Below are 25,752 nucleotides of genomic sequence, written 5' to 3'. Positions count from 1 at the left end.
GCAGGGCGTTGCACCATAAAAAACGCCTCCCGGAGGAGGCGTTCGTCAACCATCGTCAGATTCTTTCTGCGCTTACTGCGCGGAAGCCAGTTCTGGTTGTTTTTCGTCAGTGTCGCGATCCAGCGTCATGCGGTGCAGTTTAGATGCTGTGACCAGCATCAGAACCGCAATCACGGCAGTCGCGATACCAATCTGCAGGAACACATGGCTGTAAATAGCCAGTGAAGCATGAGCATCTTCAATGTCTGAAGGCACAGCAGTCAGGTTCGCTACGTAGCCTGCGATGATCGCCGCCGCAGCGGTAGTCAGGAACCAGGCACCCATGATGAAGCCCATCAGACGCTGTGGAACCAGTTGTGCCACCATCGCCAGACCCAGACCTGAAATCATCAGCTCACCGATACTCTGCAGCGCGTAGCTCAGTACCAGCCAGTTAACAGACACGATACCCTGCTCATTCGCCAGGCTTGCACCCCACGGCAGAACCAGGAATGCACCTGAACACAGCACCATACCAATCGCAAACTTGTGCGGCATTGGCATACGGTCGCCCACTTTGGTATAGACAGCCGCCAGAATCGGGCTTGCCACCATGATCCAGAACGGGTTCAGCGCCTGGAACTGCTCAGGCTGGAAGCTGATACCCAGCAGATCATGACCCACGTTGTGGATCGCGAAGAAGTTCAGCGACGTTGGCATCTGGCTGTACAGCACAAAGAATACCACCGCTTCCATCATCAGCAGGAAAGCAACAATCATCTTACGACGTGCAATGCCCTGCATGGAGAAGGTTTCTTTCGCAAACACAATGATGATACCCACGGACACCACACCCAGAACCATACGTGCGATGGTTTGGTTATGCAGCAACCAGCTGGACAGGAACACCAGTGCCACCACGCCGACCAGAACCATCAGCAGTTTTTTGAACTGCAGCGGTGCGAAGTCTGGTTTTGAACCCTGACGTTTTACCCATTTGCGGCAGAACATGAAGTTCACGATGGTGATCAGCATACCGACCACGCTCAGGGAGAACGCGACGCTCCAGCCGTACTGCGCGGCAAGCCATGGCGTTGCCAGCATGGAGAAGAATGAGCCGATGTTCACAGACATGTAATACATGGTGAATGCGCCATCAAGACGCGGGTCATCTTTTTCGTAGCAGGTAGAAAGCAATGAGGATGGATTTGCTTTAAACAAGCCACTGCCGACGGCGATAGTCGCCATACCCAGATAAACCCAGAAGACTTCGTGGCCGGAATAGGCAACGAAGGAATAACCTAACGCCAGAACAATCGCGCCAAGCACGATCACGCGTTTTGACCCCAGCACTTTATCGCCGAGCCAGCCACCGATTGCCACGAAGCCGTAGACCAGTGCACTGAAGGAAGAGAACAGGGTGATGGAATCGGCTTCACTCAGGCCAAGCATTTTGACCAGGTAAACCGCCATGATCCCTTGCAGGCCGTAATAACCGAAACGTTCCCACAATTCGATGGAGAAGATCAGGTAAAACGCTTTTGGCTGTTTGAAGGCGTTCAGACTCACGCTTTCGTTGTTTGGTGTTTTGTTTGCAGTTGACACTCGGACCTCTGTTTATTCCTTCCGCCTTTCAGTGGCGGAAACGCATAAGTGGCGCGAAATAAGCACCCTTTGCATTGTTATAAGATGGGATGACGGCAAGTAATGTTCACTATCTTCGTAAATGAGGCAAGGAGTTTGACATATGCCGTTACATTTAACTTATCCGACCTGATTAAACTGTGTTCGAAATGTTATGCAGAATTAACGTTTATGTTTTCTAAATAGACAATGTGAATATGTTGTATGAATAATAATCCACAATGCGTTGTGGTTATTGTTTTACCGGAAAAGTCTTAAGCGGTTTTATTGTCTGGATGAAGATGAATAAACAGTGAATACATCTGCGATAACGAGGTTTTTCTGGGTTTTTATGAACGCCCGATTTGCTGCTGAAGAGCTATCAGGAACGGGTCACAGTGTAATGTGATCTGCATCGCGTTTTAACACTAAATTTCCGATTGAAAATAAGATTAATACGACTTATGGCGGTTAAGTGGCGCGGGCATTTACAATTGACCACTCCGGCAGGGGAATATCTTGCCGGAGAGAGGGGATTTAGCATGAAAGGAAAAGGGGGGAAACTACTGGCTCAGCGTATCGCCCAGCGTCTGAATAAGACGATTCGACCAGCTGAACAGCGCCGTTGTCAGCAGAATATCCAGAGATTGCGTCGCCGAATAACCCGCATCTGATAATCCATGTAACTGCCGGGCATCAAACCGTTCAGGCGTGCGGGTCAGTGCCACGACCGCCTGCAATAATGCGGCCTCTTTTTTATCTGTCAGGTTTTTCGATAACGTATCGACAGCATCATCACGATGATGCTCTTCGAACAACGTGTTGATCAGCCGGTCATTACCGCCCGCTTCAAGATACAAACGTCCGTGGATACCGGCGCAGTACAAACAACCGTTGAGTTGCGACGTCGCCACGGCAGCCAGTTCGCGCCACGCCGCTTTAGGCAGTTCGCCTGCCTGCATAATGTGATTGAACACCGCCGAGAATTCGCTCAGTGCGTCGGCATCATGCACCAGCAGGGTATAGAACGAGGAAGAACGGGCATCCGGTGCGATCAAATCCAGCACATCCTGCTGATGCTGGCTGGCGCTTTCCGGCGCGACTTCCGGCAGCCGCGAAGTCCACTGCAACATCGCCAGTGAAAAGCCGGTTTGTTCGCAGCCTTCCGGTGACGGGAAACCGGGCAGCACGGCAGCCGCGCGGCCCCGTAAACCATTGAGCACAGCCAGCACGCGCGCCTGATAACTGACAAAACCGATCAGCTGGGTAAAGGTCACAATATCGCGGGTACTGAAACCCACGTCGTACAGCTGGTGCAGCATCGGTGTGGTGATCAGTGTCGGCTGGGTGGCAAGCAGGCGGGCGAACTGGGTAATGTGGGTCTGGCGGATGTTGCTTTCACGGGAGGCATCAGGGCTGGAGAGCGGGGCGAGGCGTGCGGCGTAATGGCTACAAAGTGTCTGCACGCCGCTGACCTGCGCGACGGTCAGTGCACTGCTCAGCCGGTCATATAAAGATAACGTTTCGGTCCGCGATACGTTCAGCGTCTCCGGGAACAGCACGTCATAGCAGGCGCGGGAAGCATGCAGCAGTCTCTGACGTTCATTAAGCAACTGACGCAGTGTCGGGTCAAGTTGCGCATCAAGGCCCAGCAGAAAGCGATCCTGAACCAACGCAGCATGCGGATCGAGCGGCAGATGACCATACTGGCTGGATTGAGTTTCATGATACCAGCCGCTGTGCGCGGCCTTGCGTTGTTGTTCCATGAACGGGTCCTTTCTTCAAGCCTGTCACTCAGGCGAATTATCAGACCCTATCGTTGCCGATACTGCTGTCGATATAAAATAATGTTAAGCGATAAATCATATCGAAAAGGAATAGATGACGTTTTAGCCTTAATTCCCGTCACGCCGCCAGGCATCGGCGGTCAGTGCTTCACCAAAGTGGCTGGAAATCAATCGCTTGGTCAGATCATGCAAGGGGGCCGCCAGCACTTCAGCGGTATTGCCGCGTTCCACCACTTCACCCTCATGCATCACCAGCACCTGATCGCTGATATGTTTCATCATGCCCAGATGCTGCGTCACATAAATGTAGGAGATCCCCTGCTTCTCCTGTAACTCGAGCATCATATTGATGATTTGCGAGCGCATCGACATGTCGAGCGAGGCCAGCGCCTCATCGGCCACAATCACTTTCGGTTGCAGGATCAGCGCCCGCGCCAGCGCCACACGTTGTTTCTGACCGGATGCCAGCATGTGCGGATAATAATTGGCGTGATCGGGCAGCATACCGACCAGACGCAAGGTCTGATTAATGCGCTGTTCACGCTGCTGGGCATCCATTTCCCCGTTCAGACGCAGCGGGGCTTCAAGCAACTGTCCGATACGCTGACGCGGATTGAGCGAGGTGCTCGGATCCTGAAAAATCATCCTGATTTGCTGGCTGCGGAAGCGGTAATCGCGAAACTCCAGCGGATGCTCATCAATCAGGATCTCGCCGCCGCTCGGCTCCACCATGCCGGACAGCATCTTCGCCAGCGTCGATTTCCCTGAGCCGTTCTCGCCAATAATCGCCAGCGTCTGTTTTTCACGCAGCGTAAAACTCACCGGCTTCACGGCATCAAGATTCATTTTGCGGAACAGTCCGGTGCGATAACGGAACGTTTTGCTCAGATTTCGGACTTCGAGCAGGGTTTCGCCCATTATTGCTCCTCCATGTTCAGCGGAAAGTGACAGGCATACGCATGGGTTTTCGCCAGCCGCAGACGCGGGGTTTCGATGCATTTTTTCTGTGCATACGGGCAACGCGGCCCGAGACGGCAGCCAATCGGCAAATGTTCCAGTGACGGAATGGCTCCCGGCAGCGTATTCAGGCGGCTCTTATGGGGCAGTGAACGCCCGAAGTCCGGCATCGCGCGGATCAGCGCCTGAGTATAAGGATGATGCGGTACCGACAGCAGTTCTTCACACACGGCGCTTTCCACTGTTTGCCCGCAATACAGCACGTTAATGCGGTTCGCCCATTTACTCATCATTTGCAGGTCGTGGCTGATCAGCAAAATCGTGGTGTTATTGTTCTGGTTGAGACGCGCCAGCAGGCGGAAAATCTGCGCCTGAGTGGTCGGTTCCATGGCGTTGGTAGGCTCATCGGCAATCAGCAGACGTGGCTGGTTCGCCAGTGCAATGGCGATCATCACTTTCTGGCATTCACCTTCGGTCAGCTCATACGGATAACTGGCCATAATGTCTTTGTGATCTTTGATGCCGACGCGGTGCAGCAACTCGATGGCGCGTTTTTTCCGCCATTTCCAGCGCTGATACCAGCGTCCTTTATACGTCCAGCCGGGAATGGCCTGAATCAGCTGACGGCCGATGTTTTCAGAAGGATCCAGACAGGACTGCGGTTCCTGAAAAATCATCGACACGTTTTGCCCGACCAGTTTGCGCCGCTCGCGTGGCGACAGCTGCAACAGGTCGATATTGTCAAAACGCATCCGGTCGGCGGTGACGCGCCAGTTGTCTTTGGTCACCCCACAAATTGCTTTGGCAATCAGGCTCTTGCCTGAGCCGGATTCGCCTACCAGTCCGCGGATTTCACCGGCATTCAGGGTCATGCTGACGCGATCTACGGCTTTCACCGGACCGTCGGCAGTCATAAATTCAATGGTCAGATTGCGGATATCGAGTAAGGGCATTATTCCACCCCCGCATTGATCGCCCGACGCACACCGTCACCCAGCAGGTTGATCAGCAGCACGCTAACCAGAATGGCGGCACCCGGCAACATAACCGTCCACGGCGCGACATACACCAGTTCCAGTGAGTCGCCGAGCATCGCGCCCCATTCCGGTGAAGGCAGTTGCGCGCCCAGATCGAGAAAACCTAACGCGGCGATATCCAGGATCGCCATCGACAGTGCACGGGTAAATTCCGTTGCCAGCACCGCCACAATATTGGGCAACACGGCATAGCGCAGGATTTGCCAGGTCGAGGCACCGTCGAGCCTTACGGCCACCACATACTCTTTTTCCAGCTCATCGTGTACGGCGCTGTAAATCGTGCGCGAAATACGTGGCAACAACGCCAGCCAGACGGCCAGCATCGCGTGTTCCAGTTTCGGGCCGATAAAGGCTACCACCACAATCGCCAGCAGCAGGGAAGGGATCGACAACAATGTATCGAGAATATGGTTCAGGATGGCCGATTTCAGGCCACGGCTGATCCCCGCCAGTACGCCGATAATCACGCCACACAGCGAGGCCGCCAGCGTGATCACCAGCGCGCCACCAATCGTCGGCGCAGCACCGGTTAACATCCGGCTAAGTAAATCGCGCCCCAGATCGTCCGTGCCGAGGAAAAACGACACATTGCCGTAGCGCGACCAGGATGGCGGCAGCAACTGATAACCGAGGAACTGCTGATCGAGCGCATAAGGCGCCAGCAGATGACCGAAAATACACAGCAACAGCAGACCCAGCACGCCGTAAAAGCCGATCATCGACAGCGTGTCGCGGTAGAAAATCCCCCACGTATGGCGCAGCGGACTGGGAACCTGTTTTTCGCGGTATACATTATCGAAGGGCATACCATTCCTTATGTTTCAATGGATTCATCACCGCGCCCAGAATGTCTGACAGCACGTTAACCACAATCACCAGCGAACCGACTACCATCACACCGGCAGAAATTGCCGCGTAATCCTGCTGGCGGATAGCGTTAATCAGCCAGCGGCCGATGCCCGGCCAGTTAAAGACCACTTCGGTGATCATCGCCAGCGTCAGCATGGTCGAAAATTGCAGGCCGAGTTTAGGAATGATCGGCGGCAGCGCATTGTGCAGCACGTGGCGGCGGATAATGGTAAAGCGCGATAAACCACGGGTGGCGGCGGCTTTCACATAGTTTTTCGCCAGCACATCGTCGGTGGAAATGCGCATCAGGCGGATCACTTCGGTGGTCGGTGCGACGGCCAGCGCGGCGATCGGCAAAATCATATGGCGGACGGCACTCATGATCATTTCATGGCGATAAGGTGAATCGGACAACCACGCATCCACCAGCGTCAGGCCGGTGACGGTTTTCAACTGGTAGAGCAAATCAAGACGGCCTGAGACCGGCAGCCAGCCCAGTTGCAACGAGAAGAACAGCATCAGCAACACGGCCAGCCAGAATACCGGAATCGAAAAACCGAGCAGGGCGAGGCTGCTGATGGCGACATCCGGCCATTTACCGCGCATCACCCCCGCCAGAATGCCCAGCGGGATACCGACGATTAGCGCCAGCGCGAAAGCCAGCACACACAGTTCCATGGTGGCCGGAAAAACCGATTTCAGCTGATAGGTAATGCTTTCGCCATTAATGCTCGACACGCCAAAATCAAACTGGAACAGGCCGGTGAAATAAAAGTGATAGGCATCCCACAACGACGCCCCGCGCAGCGGCGCATTCGGGGTGAAATAACTCAGGCTGAACGCCACCAGACTGAGCAGAAACAGGGTGACCAGCAACAGTAAAATACGACGTAACGTGAAGATGATCATGGGGCTTTCCTTCCTTCATCATCCCGGAACACACCCGCAAACGACGAGTTGCCAAACGGGCTCAGCACCAGCCCTTTAATATCATAACGGTAGGCCTGCAGACGCAGGGAGGACGCCAGCGGCAGCACCGGTAACTCCTGCTCAAGGATTTTTTGCGCCTGCTGATAGAATTCAATGCGCTGAGAAAGTTGTTGTGACAACAGCCCCTGACGCAACAACTCATCGAATTCAGGGCTACACCAGTGAGCATAGTTGGTCTGCGAATGGATCGCCGCGCAACTGAGCATCGGGCGGAAGAAACTGTCGGGGTCGTTGCTGTCCGTCGACCAGCCGGTCAGCGTCAGATCGTGGTTCATCTCCATCAGCTTGGCTTCCTGAAAACGTCCTTCGACCGGCACAATCGTCACCCGGATGCCCACCTGTGCCAGATCGGCCTGGATCAGCTCGGCGGTTTTCAGCGGGCTGGGGTTAAAGGATTGCGACGCCGTCGGCACCCACAAATGCAGACTGAGTTTCTCCTGACCGAGATCTTTCAGTATTTGCTTCGCTTTTTCAGGATTGTATTCCGTGACCTGTGCATTGCTGTCATACGCCCAGGAGGCGCGCGGTAAAATAGATGCGGCGGTTTCTGCCGTGCCGTAATAAATCGACTGCATCAGACGCTGGTTATTGATGGACAGCGCCACTGCCTGACGGATACGCGGATCGTTGAGCGGCGCTTTGCTGGTATTGAATGCCAGATACGCAACGTTCATGCCGGGGCGCAGGGAAAGACGCAGGCGCGGATCCTCACGCAGAATCGACAACTGACTCGCCGCCGGATAGGCCAGCACATCACACTCGCCGGTCAGCAATTTGGATAAACGCCCGGTGCCGCCGACACCCATATCAATCACCACCTGCGACATGCGCGGGGTGCCTTTCCAGTACTGGCCGTTGCGCGCCAGACGGACGTACTGGCCGGTGCGGTATTCGCCAAGCTGGAAGGGGCCGGTTCCGACTGGCTGGCGGTCGATCTCTTCTTCATTACCGGCTTTGGTCAGACGGCCGGCATACTCGGCGGAAAGCACCGGCGCATAGTGCGTTGCCAGATGCCAGAGGAATGATGCGTCCGGGTTATTCAGGCGAAACTCAACTGTATAATCATCGAGTTTTTTGACGCTTTTCACTGTGCGGCTAAACTGCAGGCTGTCGAAATACGGGTATTCCTCGCCGTTGACCGCGTGATAGTGATTATCCGGATCGATAATGCGCTGGAAGCTGAACACCACGTCGTCGGCGTTCATTTTACGGGTCGGTGAAAACCAGCGGGTTTTCTGGAAAGGCACGTCTTTGCGCAGGTGGAAACGGTAGGTAGCGCCGTCATCCAGCACGTCCCAGCTTTGCGCCAGTTCGGGGATCAGGCGGTAGGTATAGGGGTCGACATCCAGCAGGCGATCGTATAACTGTGCTGCAAGAGTATCGATAATTAACCCGCTGCTGGCTTTCTGCGGATTAAAAGTATTGATCATGCCATTAACGCAATAGACAAAGCCGCTCTGGCGAATATCTTTCACCGGCGTACTGACTGCCGTCGGGCTGGCGTGTTGGGGGGCAGTCTCAGCAAAAGCTGCTGTGGACAAACTGCTCAGTAAAAGCATCCACAAAGTTAGACGACGCATAAGGGCTTCAAAGTTAAGGTGCAATACCTTAAGTGTACCGTACTCTGCGAAGTACCCCAATCCATTGCGCAAAACAGCGTATGATCCTGCGGCACATCGCGCAAAAATCATCCGGACAAGGCGTAAAGCGAAATAAAACGGAGTCCTTAATGACCTTAAGGATGTTCAATAAGTAGCCATAACGACATTGTGGTAATGAGAAATATTCTCAACAAAGTGCTTTACAGACGATACTGAGAACCATTATCATTCTTTTCACCGGACGAGAGACGGCCCGCCAGGGACGTTAACCGCGAGGTACGACATTGCTCACATTGCTTCCAGTATTACTTAGCCAGCTCGGGTGCTGGCTTTTTTTTGCCTGTTATTCAGCCACTTCCTGCGAATTCACCTGAATGGCGTGTTTCTTCAACATTCCGCGCAACTGATGATATGTCACGTTCAGCAGCTCAGCCGCCTTACGCTGGTTGAACCGCGCCTGCCGTAAAGCCTGTTCAATCAGATTCTTTTCCTGCTCCGTGACCCATTGTTTCAGATCTAAGGGTAACGTCGGCAGAGCGTCAGGCTGACTGACATCTGCCGGAACAGCTGCGGAAGTGCGCCGCGCAAAGGGGTTGAGGATAATGTTGTCGAGCGGGAAATCGCTGGTGCCGTGACGGTACATCGAACGTTCCACCACATTTTTCAGCTCGCGGATATTGCCCGGCCAGCGGTAGGCCAGCAGGGTTTCACGGGCATATTCGGTAAAGCCGGGGAATAAAGGCAATGAAAGTTCGCGGCACATCTGGATGGCGAAATGTTCGGCCAGCAACATGATGTCCTGCTGGCGTTCACGCAGAGGCGGCAACTGCACCACATCAAACGCCAGCCGGTCAAGCAGGTCGGCGCGGAATTTCCCTTCTGCGGCCAGTTGCGGTAAGTCATCGTTAGTTGCGCACACCAGCCGCACATCCACCTGCAACGGCTGGCTGCCGCCGACGCGCTCGAGATGGCCGTATTCAATCACGCGCAGCAGTTTTTCCTGCACCAGCATCGGCGCGGTCGCCAGTTCATCGAGGAACAGCGTGCCGCCGTCCGCCCGTTCAAAGCGTCCGAGATGGCGTTTTTGCGCGCCGGTAAATGCGCCCGCTTCATGACCGAACAGCTCTGAATCCAGAAGATTTTCATTGAGCGCCGCACAGTTGAGCGAAATGAACGGCCCCTGCCAGCGGGGTGACAAATAATGCAGACGGTGCGCGATCAGTTCTTTCCCGCTGCCGCGTTCGCCGGTCACCAGCACCGGTTTGTTCAGCTTCGCCAGTTGCGAGACCTGTTCCAGCACTTCAATGAAGGCATTGGCCTCGCCGAGTAAATTGTCTGTGTTATCCGTCATTTGCCTTTCCTTGTGTGGTGAAAAACACTAACACTTAGTGAAAATAATCATCTCGAAAAATAAGCATAGCAGAGACGCTATGAAAAAATTCAATTTATTCATGAAGATAATGATTTTAAAAAGTTGGCACGGATCCTGATAGAGAGTTATCGCCGCGGTAGAAAATTATCATGTGGCTTTAACCGGTAATCATTTGGCCGGAAACCAAACAGAAACAAAGAGGAATTTCGATTATGGGTATTTTTTCTCGCTTCGCTGACATCATTAACGCCAACATCAATACTTTGCTGGATAAAGCAGAAGATCCGCAAAAACTGGTTCGTCTGATGATTCAGGAAATGGAAGACACGCTGGTGGAACTGCGTTCTACCTCCGCCCGTGCGCTGGCAGAAAAGAAACAGCTGATCCGCCGTATCGATCAGGGTGAAGCCCAGCAGATTGAATGGCAGGACAAAGCCGAACTGGCGCTGCGTAAAGATAAAGACGATCTGGCCCGTGCGGCGCTGATCGAAAAGCAAAAACTGTCCGAGCTGGTCACCACGCTGAAAAACGAAGTCACGGTGGTGGAAGAAACACTGGATCGCATGAAGTCAGAAATTGGTGAACTGGAAAGCAAACTGACCGAAACCCGTGCGCGTCAGCAGGCGCTGACCTTACGCCATCAGGCAGCGGCCTCGTCGCGTGACGTTCGTCGTCAGCTTGACAGCGGTAAAATTGATGAAGCCATGGCACGTTTTGAGCAGTTTGAACGCCGCATTGATCATATGGAAGCGGAAGCAGAAAGCGTCAGCATCGGTAAAAAGAAATCGCTGGATCAGCAATTTGCCGAACTGAAAGCCGACGATGAAATCAGCGCACAAATCGCTGCCCTGAAAGCGAAAATGAACGGCAACCAGGACGCATAATGTTTGCCAGTAAACCTGCCTGTTCGCAGGCGGGTTGTTGCAGGATAAACGCCGTAACCGGTAATAAAAAAGACTCATAAGGAGAGACAATGAGCTTCCTGTTCTTAGCCATCCCGCTGACCATTTTCGTTTTATTCGTGGCGCCCGTCTGGTTGTGGCTTCACTACAGCAATCGCCAGCAAAATGGCAGCCAGCTCAGTCAGCATGAGATGCAAAATCTCACCAGCCTGACCCATGAAGCGCAACGTATGCGCGAACGTATTCAGGCGCTGGAAGAAATTCTTGATGCCGAACATCCGGGCTGGAGGCAATCATAATGGCGACCCGTCTGTCTGAGAAAAAACTCTACCGTGTGCCGGAAGAGGGCGTGGTAAAAGGCGTGCTGGCCGGGCTGTCGCATTATCTGGGCGTGCCGGTTAAATTGCTGCGGATTATGGCCGTATTGTCGATTTTCTTCGGCCTGTTTATGTTCACCGTTGTGGCATACATCATTCTCAGTTACGTGCTGGACCCGGTGCCTGCCAGTGAATATGACGAAGATACCGCGCCGTCGCCGCGTAATTTGCTGGAAGAAGCCGACCGCGAACTGCAAGCCAGTGAGCAGCGTTTGCGTCAGGTCGAGCGTTACGTCACCTCAGAAACCTTTGGCGTACGCAGCCGCTTCCGTCAGCTTTAACTCAGTATTATCCGCTTTGCCTCTGGTCGCCGGAAATTGCTCCGGCTGCCATTTTCCCTTTCACGTCCCGCTTAAGGAATCACTATGACCCGTTATCTGAATTCCTCGCTGCCGGGTAAGCGCAGCCTGTTTTCGAAAATTTTCAGCGTGGCGATCACGCTGGCGCTGACCTTTGGTCCTGCCGGGCTGGCGGCGCGAGTGCTGGGCGTGGTGGGAAAAGGGCCACTGCGGTATGTTTTAGCACTATTATTAGAACCGTTATTCAAACGTATTCTGACCGCGCTGTTTGGGCGCTACGCCAGGGAGAGCAATGAAAAGACTACAAAACGAGTTTAATTCACTGATCAATCGCGGCATGGATCGCCATCTGCGGCTGGCCGTCACCGGTTTAAGCCGCAGCGGAAAAACCGCCTTCATCACCGCCTTCGTTAACCAGCTTTTACATATGCACAGCGGCGCACGCTTACCGCTGTTTTCGGCTGCCCGCGAGGAGCGTCTGCTCGGTGTAAAACGCGTTCCCCAACGTGATCTGGGCGTGTCGCGATTTGCCTACGACGAAGGGCTGGCATCGCTTTATGGCACGCCGCCCGCGTGGCCGACGCCGACCCGTGGCGTCAGCGAAATCCGTCTGGCACTGCGTTACCGCTCTAACGATTCCCTGCTGCGTCACTTCAAAGACACCTCCACGTTATATCTGGAGATCGTCGATTATCCCGGCGAATGGCTGCTGGATTTGCCCATGCTGGAGCAAAATTATCTCGACTGGTCCCGCCAGATGGCGGGGCTGTTACAGGGCGATCGTGCAGAATGGGCGAAGCCGTGGCTGACGTTGTGCCAGCAATGTGATCCGCTGGCACCGGCGGATGAAAATCTGCTGGGCGCGATAGCGCAGGCGTACACCGACTATCTGGTGCGTTGCAAAACGGAAGGTTTACATTTTATCCAGCCGGGGCGTTTTGTTTTACCGGGCGACATGGCCGGTGCGCCTGCGCTGCAATTCTTCCCCTGGCCCGAACTGAACCGTTATTCCGATGCGCAACTGGCGCAGGCAGATAAAAACAGCAACCTCGGCATGCTGCGCGCCCGTTTCGACTACTACTGTCAGCACATCGTGAAGGGCTTTTATAAAGACCACTTTGTGAAATTTGACCGCCAGATTGTGCTGGTCGATTGCCTGCAACCGCTGAACAGCGGACCGCAGGCGTTCAACGATATGCGTCTGGCGCTGACTCAGCTGATGCAAAGCTTCCACTACGGCAAGCGCACGCTGTTCCGTCGTCTGTTTAATCCGTGTATCGACAAACTGATGTTTGCCGCCACCAAAGCCGACCACATTACCGGCGATCAGCACGCTAATCTGGTGTCGCTGTTACAGCAACTGGTGCAGGAAGCCTGGCAGAATGCGGCGTTCGAAGGCATCAGCATGGACTGCGCCGGTCTGGCCTCGGTGCAGGCGACGGAAACCGGCATGGTGGAATATCAGGGGCAAACGTTGCCCGCGCTGAAAGGCCACCGTTTGCAGGATGGCGCGCCGCTGACCGTATTCCCCGGCGAAGTGCCTGCACGCCTGCCGGGACATGCGTTCTGGCAGAAACAGGGTTTCCATTTTGACGAGTTTCGTCCGCGTGAAATGAGCGTGGACACCCCGTTGCCGCACATCCGTCTGGATGCGGTGATGGAGTTTTTACTGGGAGATAAAATGCGATGAGCGAACCGATTAAACCGCGTATCGATTTTGAAATGGAATTAAGGGCCCCGGTCGATCCGGTGATCAAACCGGCGCTGGCGTTTGACGAGCAAATGTCAGAACGTTTTATTCCGGTTTCCGTTGAAACGGATGAACAGCAGGAAGAGGGCGAGGCCGAAGCAGTGCTCAACCGCGCATTGAAACCACGCCGCAGTTTATGGGGAAAAGTGGTGCGTCTGGGCGTGGCGGTGCTGGGGATCAGCGTCGTGGCGCAGGGCGTGCAATGGGTACACGACGCGTGGATCCAGCAGGACTGGGTGGCGCTCGGTGCCTGTACCGCCGGCGGGTTGATTATCATCGCCGGTGTCGGTTCCGTCGCGACGGAGTGGCGGCGTTTGTACCGTCTGCGTCAGCGTGCTGACGAGCGTGACACGGCACGGGACTTACTGCACAGCCACGGTCTGGGGCAGGGGCGGGTGTTTTGCGAAAAACTGGCGGCGCAGGCCGGGCTGGATAACAGTCACCCGGCATTGCAACGCTGGCAGGCATCGCTGCATGAAACGCAAAATGACCGCGAAGTGGTCGAACTCTACGCCCGTCTGGTTCAGCCGGTGCTCGATGCGCAGGCGCGTCGGGAAATCAGCCATTCCGCTGCCGAATCGGCACTGATGATCGCCGTCAGCCCGCTGGCGCTGGTGGACATGGCGTTTATCGCCTGGCGCAACCTGCGTCTGGTGAACCGTATTGCCGTCCTGTACGGCATCGAACTCGGTTATTACAGCCGCATCCGCCTGTTCCGTCTGGTGCTGCTGAACATGGCCTTCGCCGGTGCGTCCGAACTGGTGCGCGAAGTGGGCATGGACTGGATGTCGCAGGATCTGGCCGCGCGTCTGTCTGCCCGTGCGGCACAAGGTATCGGTGCCGGTCTGCTGACCGCACGTCTGGGCATCAAAACCATGGAACTTTGCCGTCCGCTGCCGTGGCTGGAAGGGGATAAACCGAAACTCGGTGATTTTCGCCGCGAGCTTATCGGCAAGCTGAAAAACAGCATGGTGAAGAGTGATAAAACCCAGTCAGGGGTTTAATGACCCGCTGATGGAAAAATAATACAAAAAAGCCCCCGCGTGAGCAGGGGCTTATATTACTCTGACTGAGTTGCTTATAAATAAACTTTCTATAAAACGAAAGCCGTTTATAAACTAGGTTGTCAGATAGTTCTGTGCTTTAGCAAGACCATCGGAAATTTGTGAATACGCCTTGTTCACCGCATTACTGGTGTCACTTACCGCGTCCTGACCAAAGTTTGATAGGCGATCGGCAACTTTATTCACATCTTCCGACCAACCCGCACCATTAACCATTTCAATATCATGTTCTGTTAATTGTTTCATCTTAGGCCTTCCTTTTAATCTGTTAAAGCAAGTCCCCTTAAATACCGGGGGCGATGAAAACATTGAGTAAGTCTATGGAGATAATTTCTACGCAATGTCTTCACAGGGATTAAGCCTAGAGCACTGCGGATTGAATTTGACTAGGAATAATCTCCTAAGTGGAATTTTAAATATAACCCCCTGTTTTAAATAATCATTAATCCTTAAGGAAATCTGAATGATTAATTTTACGGGCAAAAAATAATCATCATGAGGTGAGGGTTTTTAATTGTGATTCCGGATGTAAACTAATATGACAGCGCATCCGTAACTGAACAGAAATAAGGTTTTTTCTGTTTCAGAGTAATCGCGGTGGCAGAGGGAGTGCGGGCTGCTATCTTTCAAAGATTCTGTTTTTCAGCCTGTTTTTCCGGACTTATAAAATATGCTCTTTCGTAAAGAGGTGAATGAACATCAGCAAAGCCACTGGGCGGGTAAGGCGTTATTACTCGCGGGCTGGCCTTTATGGATCGTGACCTCGCTGACTGCACTTTTCCTGTTCGCCTTACTGATTTTCCTGATCTTTGCCAACTATACCCGCCGCATTAATGTCAGCGGTGAAATAATCACCCAGCCGCACAGCATCAATTTGTTCAGCCCTGAGCAAGGGGTGGTGACGAAATTGTACGTGGAAACGGGCAAGCCGGTAAAAAAAGGCCAGCCGCTGTATGAAATCGATGTCAGCCGGGTAACGCAGGCCGGGAACGTCAGCACCACCACACTGGCCGCCATCAAAAAACAACGCGAGCAAATCGATTCCATCGTGGCGCAGCTGGAGCATAACAAGCAGGAAACGCTGCAAAATCTGCAACAGCAACTCGACCAGTATCAGAAGGCGCATGAGGTTTCGCAAAGTATGGTGGATTCCGCGCAGGAAGGGCTGGATGCCATGAAGAAAAGCATGCAGAACTATGGCGCGTATCAGAAGAAAGGGCTGATCAATACCGACCAGCTGAATAATCAGCGTTACCTGTTTTATCAGCAGCAAACTTCATTCCAGAGCCTGAATACGCAGGCGATTCAGGAAGCGTTGCAGATCACTAATCTGCGCAGTGAACTGGTCACCCGCGCCGCCGAGTTTGATAACCAGATTTCGCAATACGGTTACCAGCGCAATGACCTCGAGCGTCAACTGGCGCAGGCCGATGCCAGAGGTTCATTGCTGATCACCGCGCCAACCTCCGGCAAAATCTCCTCGCTGAGTGTCACGCCCGGACAGATGGTTAACGCCGGTGACAGTCTGGCGCAACTGGTTCCGGCCAGTAATTCTCCGTTCTTCCTGGTGGCCTGGCTGCCGAACGAAAGTGTGCCTTACGTGAAATCGGGCGAGCACATTAATATCCGTTATGAAGCCTATCCGTTTGAAAAATACGGTCAGTTCCCCGGCAAGGTGGAATCGATTTCTTCCGCACCGGTTTCTGAGCAGGAGCTGAATTCCTACGCCAGCGCACCGCGCACCGCCAACGGCACGGTCAGCGGCCCCTATTACAAAGTGATTGTGTCACTGGATAAAAAAGCCATGGACTGGCACGGCGAGACGCTGAATTTATCCAGCGGCATGAAAGCCGAATCGACATTATTCCTGGAGAAAAGGCCGCTGTATCAGTGGATGTTGTCTCCGTATTACAGCATGAAGAAAAGCGTGGTGGGGCCAATCAATGAATCTCGATAACGTACGGGAGCTGGCTGACCGCCTGCACTTTAGCTGGCGCCACCGGGTGCCACAGATTATCCAAACCGAAGCCGCCGAATGCGGGCTGGCGAGTCTGGCGATGGTGTTCGGCTATCACGGCAAACATGTCGATTTGCAGAGTCTGCGCCAGCGCTACGGCATCTCCTCACGCGGCGCGACGCTGCGCACCCTGATGGATATCGCCACGGCCAATGAGATGAAATCCCGCGCCCTGAAGCTGGATATCGACGAGCTGAACGCGCTGAAAACGCCGTGCATTTTGCACTGGGATCTCAATCATTTTGTGGTACTGGTCGGCGTTAAGCAGGGCAAAGTCATCATTCACGATCCGGCCTTTGGCCGCCGGTCGCTGGGTATGCGCGAAGTGTCCGAGCACTTCACCGGCGTGGCATTGGAGCTGTGGCCGGACAACGGTTTCACCTCAGAAAAACCGCGTGTCAGGTTGGATCTGCGCAAAATGATGGGCAACGTCAGCGGGTTGATCCCGGCGCTGACCAAAATCTTCTGCCTGTCGCTGATGATCGAATCGGTCAACCTGCTGCTGCCGGTCGGCATGCAACTGGTGATGGACCACGTGATCCCGGCGAAAGACCCGGATTTACTGACCCTGATTTGTCTCGGTCTGCTGTTCTTCATTATTTTCCGTACCGGCGTCAGTATGCTGCGCGCCTGGACGTCGCTGGTGATGAGTACGCTGATTGACGTGCAATGGAAGGCGCGCCTGTTCGACCATCTGATGAAACTGCCGCTCGATTATTTTGAGAAACGCAAACTTGGCGATATTCAGTCGCGTTTTACCTCGCTCGATACACTGCGCACCACGCTGACCACCAACGTGGTGAACAGCATTATCGACGGCATTATGTCGGTCGGACTGATCGTGATGATGGTGTTATACGGTGGCTGGCTGATTTGGGTGATCCTCGGATTTACGGCGATTTATGTCGTGTTCCGTCTGACCACTTATAACGCTTACCGGCAGGTTTCCGAGGAGCAGATCGTTAAAGGCGCCCGCGCCGGTTCGCACTTTATGGAAACGCTGTACGGCATCAGCACGCTGAAAGCGCTCGGGTTGTCGAAAGCCCGCGCTAATTTCTGGCTCAATCTGAACATTGATAACGCCAATGCAACGGTGCGCAAAACCAAGTTTGAGATGATGTTCACCGGCGGTAACACGCTGATCGCCACCCTCGATCAGGTGGCGTTGTTGTGGCTGGGGGCGACGCAGGTCATTGACGGCCATATGACGCTCGGGATGTTCGTGGCCTTCAACACCTATCGCGGGCAGTTCTCCGAACGCGCGGCCAATCTGCTGAATATGGTGCTGCAGCTGCGGATGCTTTCCCTGCACCGCGACCGTATCGCGGATATCGCGCTGACCGACACCGAAAAATCGTTACCGGAGCGTGAGTTACTGCGGGCGGGCGAGGCGGCGTCGCTGGAAGTGCGGGATCTGGTGTTTCAGTATGACAGCCTTTCCGCGCCGCTGATTAACGGCCTGAATCTGTCGGTGGCGGCGGGGGAAAGTGTGGCGATCACCGGGCCGTCGGGGCAGGGTAAAACCACGCTGATGAAAATTATGACCGGTTTGCTGACCCCCACTGAAGGCCGCATTCTGATCAACGGCATGGATATCACCACCGCCGGACTGAACAATTACCGCAGTTGCATCGCCTGTGTGTTACAGGATGATACGTTGTTCGCCGGATCTATCGCCGAGAACATTGCCAGTTTCGACGAACAGAAAGATGAAGCGCGTATTATCGACTGCGCGCGCCGTTGCAACATCCACGACGATATCGAACGCATGCCGATGGGCTATGAAACGCTGATCAGCGAACTGGGCGGCAGCCTGTCCGGCGGTCAGAAACAGCGTTTGCTGATCGCCCGCGCACTGTATCGCCGTCCGGCCATTTTATTCCTCGACGAGGCCACCAGCCATCTCGATCTGGATAACGAAATGCGCATTAATCAGGCCATCAGCGAACTGGATATTACGCGGATATTTATCGCGCACCGGCCATCAACGATTGCCTCAGCAGATCGCGAGATCAAACTCGGTTAACTCCTTCCTTCAGGCGATCCCAGCCGGTGGGATCGCCGGCGATAAAATGCGGCCTCTGTTACATCTCCTCACGGAAAGTTCATCATTTGTTTAAAAGTTATTATAAAATGCGGGCTTCATCGTCTGACGGCGCTGCATTGCCTCCTGCCGTCTGAACTGTCTGCGCTCCTGTTTCTCAAAAATATCAGCGCAACAGATTAATTTTTAGGAGTTTTCATGTCGAATCAGTTCCCGAGCTCACGCCTTCGCCGCCTGAGACAGTCCGAATCCCTGCGCACTCTTTTTCAGGAAACTGAATTTAGCGTCAATGATCTGGTACTGCCGATTTTCGTAGAAGAAGAGACCTCTGAATACGTACTCATCGAAGCCATGCCCGGTGTGCTGCGCATCCCTGAATCCCGTCTGGCGTTTGAAATCGAACGCTATGCCCGCGCCGGTATCCGCTCGGTGATGACCTTCGGTATTTCGCATCACATGGATGCCACCGGCAGCGACACCTGGAACGAAAACGGTCTGGTCGCGCGTATGGCGCGTATCTGTAAAGACACCGTGCCTGAAATGATCGTCATGTCCGACACCTGTTTCTGCGAATACACCTCACACGGCCATTGCGGCGTACTGCATGATCACGGCGTGGATAACGACGCGACGCTGATCAACCTCGGCAAACAGGCTGTGGTTGCGGCTGCGGCGGGCGCAGATTTCATCGCACCTTCTGCGGCGCAGGACGGTCAGGTACAGGCGATCCGCAGTGCGCTGGATGAAGCCGGTTTTATTGATACCTCGATCATGGCGTATTCCACCAAGTTCGCGTCCTCCCTGTACGGACCGTTCCGTGAAGCGGGCGGCAGCGTGCTGAAAGGCAACCGCAAGCAATATCAGATGAACCCGATGAACCGCCGCGAAGCCGTGCGTGAATCGTTGCTCGACGAGCAGGAAGGCGCCGATGCGCTGATGGTCAAACCGGCTGGCGCGTATCTGGATGTGATCCGCGATATCCGCGAAGCTTCCCGTCTGCCACTGGCGGCCTATCAGGTCAGCGGTGAATACGCGATGATCAAGTTCGCGGCACAAGCCGGTGCTATCGATGAACGCGCCGTGGTGCGTGAAAGCCTGGGCGCGATTAAACGTGCAGGCGCAGACATTATCCTGACGTACTTTGCGATGGATATCGCTGAAAACGGGCTGTGATCCCCTTCCTCCTTCAAGCCACCTTGCTGCGACCCGAATGATTTTGGGGTTGAGAACAGTGTTCTAAAAATACAAAACCGGGCAATTGCCCGGTTTTTATTTGCCCGTAAAGGCTACTTCTTCACAATGCCCGCAATATCGTTGGTATTCATCAGATGATAATCGCCGTTCATGTCGGTGTAGCTGGTCATGCCGGTATCGCGGTCACGATCGGGTTCGCCGTGGGCGAAAAACTGGTCACCGGATTTGGTGTTGATCACGTAATCACCAGCACAGCCGGTCAATGTCAGCGCCAGAACCGCAGCCGTCAGGCAGGATAATTTCTTCATTGTTCAGTCGTTTCCCTTTGCAATCATCTGCCCGCATTACAAAACAACCCGCCGTAAGAAGCAAAGAATAAAAATGTCACTAAGCGTAATAGTGCGTGGAAACAGGAAAATGTGCACCAGTGCGGTGCGATGTGATCCCGTCGTTGTTTCTGTCAGTTGCCCGTAACGCTCGCCTGCCGCTATCTATACTCACATAACCCGTAACATTCTCAGAGGTTCCGTAACACTGGCAGATATTTTGCTTACGTCCTGTACCGCAGAAATTTCTTACCTTTGATGTTTTTACCTTCGGAGAACTTGCGGGAAGACCTCCGTCCGTTGCTGGTGCGTTAAATTTCAGATTGCTGCTTCAGATGTGTCTTTTTAGTTCCGGTTTACCCTCAAACTCAGTGCTAAGGATCATGATGATGTCGATGAAATTTATGAAAAGTCCTCTTTCTCTTTTGCTGGCAGGTTGTCTGGTCACCGCTTTTTCCGCGCGTGCGGATATTGTGATTGGCGTGGCTGGCCCGTTCACCGGCCCGAACGCCACCTATGGCGATCAGTACTGGCATGGCGCCACACAGGCAGCGGAAGACATTAATGCCGCTGGCGGAATCAACGGCGAGAAAATCAAACTGGTGCAGGGCGATGACGCCTGCGAACCAAAACAGGCGGTCGCGGTGGCTAACCGGCTGGTCGATCAGGATAAAGTGCAGGCGGTGGTCGGGCATTTCTGTTCCTCTTCCACCATGCCTGCGTCTGAGGTGTACAACGACGCCGGAATTATTGCTATCACGCCGGGATCGACCAACCCGCAAATTACCGAACGCGGCATGAGCGACATGTTCCGCATGTGCGGACGTGACGACCAGCAGGGGCAGGTTGCCAGTGATTACATCATCGATAAGCTGAAAGCCAAAAAAGTGGTCATCATCCATGACAAGGACACTTACGGGCAGGGGCTGGCGGATGCCACCAAAGCGGCGCTCAACAAGCGTGGCGTGAAAGAAGTGATGTATGAAGGTCTGTCGCGTGGCGAAAAAGACTTTAACGCGCTGGTCACTAAAATCAGCGCGCAGAAACCGGATGTGGTGTTCTTCGGCGGCTGTCATCCGGAAGCCGGTCCGCTGGTGCGCCAGATGCGTGAGCAGGGCGTCCAGGCCACATTCTTCTCCGGTGACTGCATCGTGAACGAAGAAATGGTGACTGCCGCAGGCGGTCCGCAATACACCAACGGCATTCTGATGACCTTCGGCAAAGACCCGCGTCTGATCCCGGAAGGCAAAGCAGTAATCGATAAATTCCGCGCCAGCAAGTTCGAGCCGGAAGGCTACACCTTGTATTCCTATGCGTCAGTTCAGGCCATAGCGGCGGCGTTCAAAGCCACCGGCGGCAGCGATTCCGCCAAAGCCAGTGAATGGCTGAAAGCCAACAGTGTCGATACCGTCATGGGCAAAAAAGCCTGGGACAGTAAAGGCGATCTGAAAGTCTCGGATTACGTGGTCTATAAATGGGATGACAAAGGCAAATATCAGGAAGTGAAAGAATAAAGGATAAAGCACTCTTATTTGCCATTTTGAACCCGTGTCAGACCGCGCCTTAGCCAGGCGCGGTCACAAAACGAGACTGCGTATTTATGGATTCATTCTTTCTGCAACAGTTGTTTAATGGCATCACGCTGGGCGCTGTTTACGGGTTGATCGCCATCGGCTATACGATGGTTTATGGCATTATCGGCATGATCAACTTCGCGCATGGCGAAGTGTATATGATTTCGGCCTACCTCTGTGCCATCGCGCTGGCGCTGCTCTCCTTCTTCGGCTTGCACTCTTTTCCGCTGCTGATCCTCGGCACGCTGGTGTTTACCATCGTGGTGACCGGGGTGTACGGATGGGCGATTGAACGCATTGCCTATAAACCGCTGCGAAATTCCACACGCCTCGCGCCGCTGATTTCCGCCATCGGCATGTCGCTTATTCTGCAAAACTACGCACAAATCAGTCAGGGACCACGACAACAGGGCATTCCGACCATGCTGGATGGGGCATTCCGTTTCCATATCGGCGAGAGTTTTGTACAGATGACCTACACCAAAATTTTCATTCTGGTGGCTTCGCTGGTGGGGATGCTGGTCCTGTCATGGATTATCAGTCACACCAGACTCGGGCGGATGTGTCGTGCGGTGCAGCAGGACAGAAAGATGGCCTCGATCCTCGGCATTAACACTGACCGCATTATCTCGCTGGTCTTTATGATTGGCGCGGCGATGGCCGGGCTGGCCGGGGTTCTGGTGACCATGAACTACGGCACCTTCGATTTTTACGCCGGTTTCATCATCGGCATCAAAGCCTTTACGGCGGCGGTACTCGGCGGCATCGGGTCGTTACCGGGCGCAATGCTCGGCGGGCTGATTCTGGGCATTGCGGAAGCGCAATTCTCGGGCATGGTGAATTCCGATTACAAAGACGTGTTCTCTTTTGGATTGCTGGTGGTGATCCTCATTTTCCGCCCTCAGGGCCTGCTGGGCCGTCCGGTCGTGACGAAAGTGTGAGGGGAAAAAAATGACGACACAAACTGCTGTAAACAGCGGCTTTTCACTGAAACGCTGTGTGCTGGATGCTGTTTTTGCCGGGCTGGTGGCGCTGATTATTTTCGGGCCGGTGGTCGGCGTGGTGCTTGATGGCTACAGCTTTAACTTCCACACGCAGCGGCTGGTATGGATTATTGCCGCGGTGATGGTGGGGCGTTTTCTGCTCAGTGCCTTTTTAGAAACGGCGAAGGGACAGAAAATGCGGGCGCGTTTCGAATCGGACAGCGCAGGCGTGTATGTCCGGCCACCGGATCACAAAAGCAATTTGCGCTGGATTATCCCGCTGCTGCTGGTGCTGGCGATTTTCTTCCCGTTCGTCGCCACCAAATACATTCTGACCGTCGCGATATTGGGGCTGATTTATGTGCTGCTCGGACTCGGCCTGAATATCGTGGTCGGTCTGGCCGGTTTGCTCGATCTGGGGTACGTGGCGTTCTACGCCATCGGGGCTTACGGGCTGGCGCTCGGGTATCAGTATCTCGGCCTCGGCTTCTGGTCGATGCTGCCGCTGGCGGCGGTGATGGCGGCGCTGGCCGGGGCTTTGCTCGGTTTCCCTGTGCTGCGCATGCACGGCGATTATCTGGCGATTGTGACCCTCGGTTTCGGGGAGATCATCCGTCTGGTGCTGACCAATTGGCTGTCGTTCACCGGCGGGCCTAACGGCGTGTCCGCGCCGCCGCCGACCTTTTTCGGGCTGGAATTCGGCAGGCGGGCAAAAGAGGGCGGCGTACCTTTTCACGAGTTTTTCCACCTCACCTATAACCCGAATATGAAGTTTATCTTCATCTACGCCGTGCTGGTTCTGGTGGTGTTGCTGGTGCTGTTTATTAAACACCGTCTGACCCGTATGCCGATCGGGCGGGCGTGGGAAGCACTGCGGGAAGATGAAATTGCCTGTCGCGCGATGGGGCTGAATCATGTGCTGGTCAAACTGTCGGCATTCACCCTCGGGGCCTCTACCGCCGGTATTGCGGGCGTGTTTTTCGCCACCTATCAGGGATTCGTGAATCCGACCTCATTTACCTTTTTTGAATCCGCGCTGATCCTGGCGATTGTGGTGCTGGGCGGCATGGGCTCGACCATCGGCGTGGTGCTGGCAGCATTTGTGCTGACCGTGGCACCGGAACTGTTGCGCAGCTTTGCTGAATACCGCGTCCTGTTGTTTGGCGTCCTGATGGTGGTGATGATGATCTGGCGACCACGCGGGTTGATCCGCATCAGCCGCAGCGGGTTTACCGTGCGTAAGGGAGTCGCGCCATGAGCGAAGCAATTGCGGATAACACTATCCTGAGCGTGGAACATTTACGTATGCATTTTGGCGGCATTAAGGCGCTGAACGATGTGAACCTGGCGGTGAAACGCGGGTCGATCACCGCACTGATCGGCCCGAACGGTGCCGGAAAAACGACGGTCTTCAACTGCCTGACCGGATTTTATAAAGCGTCCGGCGGTAATATTTTGCTGAATACGCGCCGTCGCACCACCAATGTGATTCAGATCCTCGGGCAGAAATTCCAGCCGGATGACTGGGTTAAACCGGCACAACTGGGCAAACGGATTTTCTACAAAATGTTCGGCGGCACCCATCTGGTTAACCGCGCCGGACTGGCACGCACTTTCCAGAATATCCGGCTGTTTCGCGAAATGTCGGTGATTGAAAACCTGCTGGTGGCGCAGCACATGCAGACCAACCGTAATCTGATTGCCGGCGTGCTCAATACGCCGGGCTATCGCCGTGCCGAAAATCAGGCACTGGACCGGGCATTTTACTGGCTTGAAGTGGTGGAGCTGGTGGACTGCGCCAACCGGCTGGCGGGGGAAATGTCTTACGGCCAGCAGCGCCGTCTGGAGATTGCCCGCGCGATGTGTACCGCGCCGGAAATGATCTGCCTCGATGAACCGGCCGCCGGACTGAATCCGGTAGAAACCCGCACGCTGAGCAAAATTATCCGCTTCCTGCGCGATCATCACGACATCACCGTACTGCTGATTGAACATGATATGGGCATGGTGATGGAGATTTCGGATCATATTATCGTGCTTGATCACGGCGATGTGATTGCAGAAGGGGGGCCGCAGGCGATTCAGAACGATGAGAAAGTCATTGCCGCGTATCTCGGTGCTGATGAAGACGAAGAGGTCAGCTTATGAGTGACGCCATGCTGGAATTTCGTGATGTGAATGTGTATTACGGCGCGATCCAGGCGCTGCAACAGGTGTCTTTGCAGGTGAATCAGGGGGAAACCGTGGCGCTGATTGGTGCGAACGGTGCCGGAAAATCGACGCTGCTGATGTCGATATTTGGACAGCCCCGCCTGCACAGCGGGCAGATCCTGTTTCGCGGCGAGGATATCAGCCGTAAATCGACGCACTTTGTGGCCTCGGCAGGCATTGCGCAGTCGCCGGAAGGGCGGCGTGTTTTCCCGGATATGACCGTGGAAGAAAACCTGCTGATGGGCACCATTCCCGTCGGCAACAAATACGCTGCGGAAGATCTGCAAACCATGTTTGATTTGTTCCCGCGTCTGAAAGAACGCCGTAAACAACGGGCGATGACCATGTCCGGGGGTGAGCAGCAAATGCTGGCGATTGCCCGCGCGCTGATGAGCCGTCCGAAACTGTTACTGCTCGATGAACCCAGTCTCGGGCTGGCACCGATTATCGTTAAACAGATATTCCAGACGCTGCGTGAGCTGGCCAAAAGCGGCATGACCATTTTTCTGGTCGAGCAAAATGCCCATCATGCGCTGAAGCTGTCTGATCGCGGCTATGTGATGGTCAACGGACAGATCCGGCTGAGTGGTTCCGGGGAAGAACTTTTACATAATCAGGAAGTCCGCAAGGCCTACTTAGGCGGGATCTGATCCCCTGCCGCCTTGCTGCAACTGCCATTATTTTGGCGGGGGCAGCGGGTGGCACCTGAAAGGAATTATTCTGAATTTCATCATTTCCGATCTCCCTCCACATTTCTCCCACAGTATTCAGCTATCATGCATTTCTTACAGAAAGGTGACTATAAAGTTAAATTTC

24 protein-coding genes are annotated in these 25,752 nt (G+C 54.3%); 14 read left to right on the top strand and 10 right to left on the bottom strand.

Going from position 1 to position 25,752, the window contains the following annotated elements:
- Positions 1-72 precede the first annotated feature (72 nt).
- The 8 genes from dtpA to pspF all read right to left on the bottom strand — a co-directional run bounded on the left by dtpA (position 73) and on the right by pspF (position 10,174).
- Complete coding sequence (gene dtpA / locus J9880_RS20665; RefSeq protein WP_095921492.1) at positions 73-1,584, bottom strand: dipeptide/tripeptide permease DtpA; 1,512 nt, start codon at positions 1,582-1,584, stop codon at positions 73-75.
- A 581-nt stretch (positions 1,585-2,165) separates the two neighbouring features.
- Positions 2,166-3,368: a CMD domain-containing protein gene (locus J9880_RS20660; protein ID WP_095921493.1), complete on the bottom strand. Its 1,203-nt coding sequence runs from the start codon at positions 3,366-3,368 to the stop codon at positions 2,166-2,168.
- A gap of 129 nt (positions 3,369-3,497) precedes the next feature.
- Positions 3,498-4,307: a putrescine export ABC transporter ATP-binding protein SapF gene (gene sapF / locus J9880_RS20655; RefSeq protein ID WP_095921494.1), complete on the bottom strand. Its 810-nt coding sequence runs from the start codon at positions 4,305-4,307 to the stop codon at positions 3,498-3,500.
- Complete coding sequence (sapD, locus tag J9880_RS20650) at positions 4,307-5,299, bottom strand: putrescine export ABC transporter ATP-binding protein SapD (protein WP_095921495.1); 993 nt, start codon at positions 5,297-5,299, stop codon at positions 4,307-4,309. Before sapD ends, sapF begins: the two co-directional genes overlap by 1 nt.
- Positions 5,299-6,189 (bottom strand): putrescine export ABC transporter permease SapC, encoded by an 891-nt coding sequence (gene sapC, locus J9880_RS20645; RefSeq protein ID WP_095921496.1) that lies wholly within the window; start codon positions 6,187-6,189, stop codon positions 5,299-5,301. Before sapC ends, sapD begins: the two co-directional genes overlap by 1 nt.
- Positions 6,176-7,141 (bottom strand): putrescine export ABC transporter permease SapB, encoded by a 966-nt coding sequence (gene sapB / locus J9880_RS20640; protein WP_095921555.1) that lies wholly within the window; start codon positions 7,139-7,141, stop codon positions 6,176-6,178. Before sapB ends, sapC begins: the two co-directional genes overlap by 14 nt.
- A complete protein-coding gene (sapA, locus tag J9880_RS20635; protein WP_133823542.1) occupies positions 7,138-8,802 on the bottom strand; it encodes an ABC transporter substrate-binding protein SapA in 1,665 nt (554 codons plus the stop codon). Before sapA ends, sapB begins: the two co-directional genes overlap by 4 nt.
- 364 nt (positions 8,803-9,166) lie before the next feature.
- Complete coding sequence (pspF, locus tag J9880_RS20630) at positions 9,167-10,174, bottom strand: phage shock protein operon transcriptional activator (RefSeq protein WP_195816920.1); 1,008 nt, start codon at positions 10,172-10,174, stop codon at positions 9,167-9,169.
- A 233-nt stretch (positions 10,175-10,407) separates the two neighbouring features.
- Between pspF and pspA the strand changes: the two genes are divergently transcribed.
- From pspA to J9880_RS20600, 6 genes are all read left to right on the top strand, one after another.
- Entirely contained in the window at positions 10,408-11,079 is a 672-nt protein-coding gene (gene pspA / locus J9880_RS20625) for a phage shock protein PspA (RefSeq protein ID WP_119826229.1), read from the top strand.
- 89 nt (positions 11,080-11,168) lie between these two features.
- On the top strand, positions 11,169-11,396 hold the full coding sequence (gene pspB, locus J9880_RS20620; protein ID WP_013576050.1) for an envelope stress response membrane protein PspB: 228 nt from the start codon (positions 11,169-11,171) through the stop codon (positions 11,394-11,396).
- Positions 11,396-11,755 (top strand): envelope stress response membrane protein PspC, encoded by a 360-nt coding sequence (gene pspC, locus J9880_RS20615; RefSeq protein WP_095921559.1) that lies wholly within the window; start codon positions 11,396-11,398, stop codon positions 11,753-11,755. Before pspB ends, pspC begins: the two co-directional genes overlap by 1 nt.
- 84 nt (positions 11,756-11,839) lie before the next feature.
- A complete protein-coding gene (locus tag J9880_RS20610; RefSeq protein WP_095921560.1) occupies positions 11,840-12,091 on the top strand; it encodes a phage shock protein PspD in 252 nt (83 codons plus the stop codon).
- Positions 12,066-13,463 (top strand): YcjX family GTP-binding protein, encoded by a 1,398-nt coding sequence (locus J9880_RS20605; protein WP_095921561.1) that lies wholly within the window; start codon positions 12,066-12,068, stop codon positions 13,461-13,463. Before J9880_RS20610 ends, J9880_RS20605 begins: the two co-directional genes overlap by 26 nt.
- Positions 13,460-14,527 (top strand): YcjF family protein, encoded by a 1,068-nt coding sequence (locus tag J9880_RS20600; RefSeq protein WP_232769872.1) that lies wholly within the window; start codon positions 13,460-13,462, stop codon positions 14,525-14,527. Before J9880_RS20605 ends, J9880_RS20600 begins: the two co-directional genes overlap by 4 nt.
- 114 nt (positions 14,528-14,641) lie before the next feature.
- On the opposite strand, the gene J9880_RS20595 is transcribed toward J9880_RS20600, so the two are convergent.
- Positions 14,642-14,833, bottom strand: a complete 192-nt coding sequence (locus J9880_RS20595; protein WP_013576041.1) for a hypothetical protein — start codon at positions 14,831-14,833, stop codon at positions 14,642-14,644.
- Between the two features lie 424 nt (positions 14,834-15,257).
- Between J9880_RS20595 and J9880_RS20590 the strand changes: the two genes are divergently transcribed.
- The 3 genes from J9880_RS20590 (at position 15,258) to hemB (ending at position 19,821) form a co-directional block, all read left to right on the top strand.
- Positions 15,258-16,544, top strand: a complete 1,287-nt coding sequence (locus tag J9880_RS20590) for an HlyD family secretion protein (RefSeq protein ID WP_119826224.1) — start codon at positions 15,258-15,260, stop codon at positions 16,542-16,544.
- The gene (locus tag J9880_RS20585; RefSeq protein WP_095921568.1) at positions 16,531-18,630 is read left to right on the top strand and encodes a peptidase domain-containing ABC transporter; all 2,100 of its coding nucleotides are present in this window, start codon (positions 16,531-16,533) and stop codon (positions 18,628-18,630) included. Before J9880_RS20590 ends, J9880_RS20585 begins: the two co-directional genes overlap by 14 nt.
- Before the next feature lie 216 nt (positions 18,631-18,846).
- Positions 18,847-19,821: a porphobilinogen synthase gene (gene hemB, locus J9880_RS20580; protein WP_232769871.1), complete on the top strand. Its 975-nt coding sequence runs from the start codon at positions 18,847-18,849 to the stop codon at positions 19,819-19,821.
- Between the two features lie 113 nt (positions 19,822-19,934).
- Here the strand turns inward: hemB and J9880_RS20575 are convergent, their stop codons facing one another.
- The gene (locus J9880_RS20575) at positions 19,935-20,150 is read right to left on the bottom strand and encodes a YgdI/YgdR family lipoprotein (protein ID WP_133823536.1); all 216 of its coding nucleotides are present in this window, start codon (positions 20,148-20,150) and stop codon (positions 19,935-19,937) included.
- A gap of 407 nt (positions 20,151-20,557) precedes the next feature.
- Here J9880_RS20575 and J9880_RS20570 point away from each other — a divergent pair, with 407 nt between their 5' ends.
- From J9880_RS20570 to J9880_RS20550, 5 genes are all read left to right on the top strand, one after another.
- Entirely contained in the window at positions 20,558-21,682 is a 1,125-nt protein-coding gene (locus J9880_RS20570; RefSeq protein ID WP_095921571.1) for a branched-chain amino acid ABC transporter substrate-binding protein, read from the top strand.
- 86 nt (positions 21,683-21,768) lie between these two features.
- Positions 21,769-22,683 carry an ABC transporter permease subunit gene (locus tag J9880_RS20565; RefSeq protein ID WP_119826216.1) on the top strand — a complete coding sequence of 305 codons (915 nt, stop codon included), beginning with the start codon at positions 21,769-21,771 and terminating at the stop codon, positions 22,681-22,683.
- Between the two features lie 10 nt (positions 22,684-22,693).
- The gene (gene livM, locus J9880_RS20560; protein ID WP_119826214.1) at positions 22,694-23,983 is read left to right on the top strand and encodes a high-affinity branched-chain amino acid ABC transporter permease LivM; all 1,290 of its coding nucleotides are present in this window, start codon (positions 22,694-22,696) and stop codon (positions 23,981-23,983) included.
- A complete protein-coding gene (locus tag J9880_RS20555) occupies positions 23,980-24,873 on the top strand; it encodes an ABC transporter ATP-binding protein (RefSeq protein WP_119826212.1) in 894 nt (297 codons plus the stop codon). The genes livM and J9880_RS20555 overlap by 4 nt, the downstream gene beginning before the upstream one ends.
- On the top strand, positions 24,870-25,586 hold the full coding sequence (locus tag J9880_RS20550) for an ABC transporter ATP-binding protein (protein ID WP_095921575.1): 717 nt from the start codon (positions 24,870-24,872) through the stop codon (positions 25,584-25,586). Before J9880_RS20555 ends, J9880_RS20550 begins: the two co-directional genes overlap by 4 nt.
- Positions 25,587-25,752: the final 166 nt, after the last annotated feature.

The organism is Rahnella victoriana (assembly GCF_021276285.1).
In the GTDB taxonomy this organism is placed as follows: domain Bacteria; phylum Pseudomonadota; class Gammaproteobacteria; order Enterobacterales; family Enterobacteriaceae; genus Rahnella; species Rahnella victoriana.
Note: the sequence above shows the minus strand (reverse complement) of the source record. Positions and strands in the feature narration are given on the sequence as shown.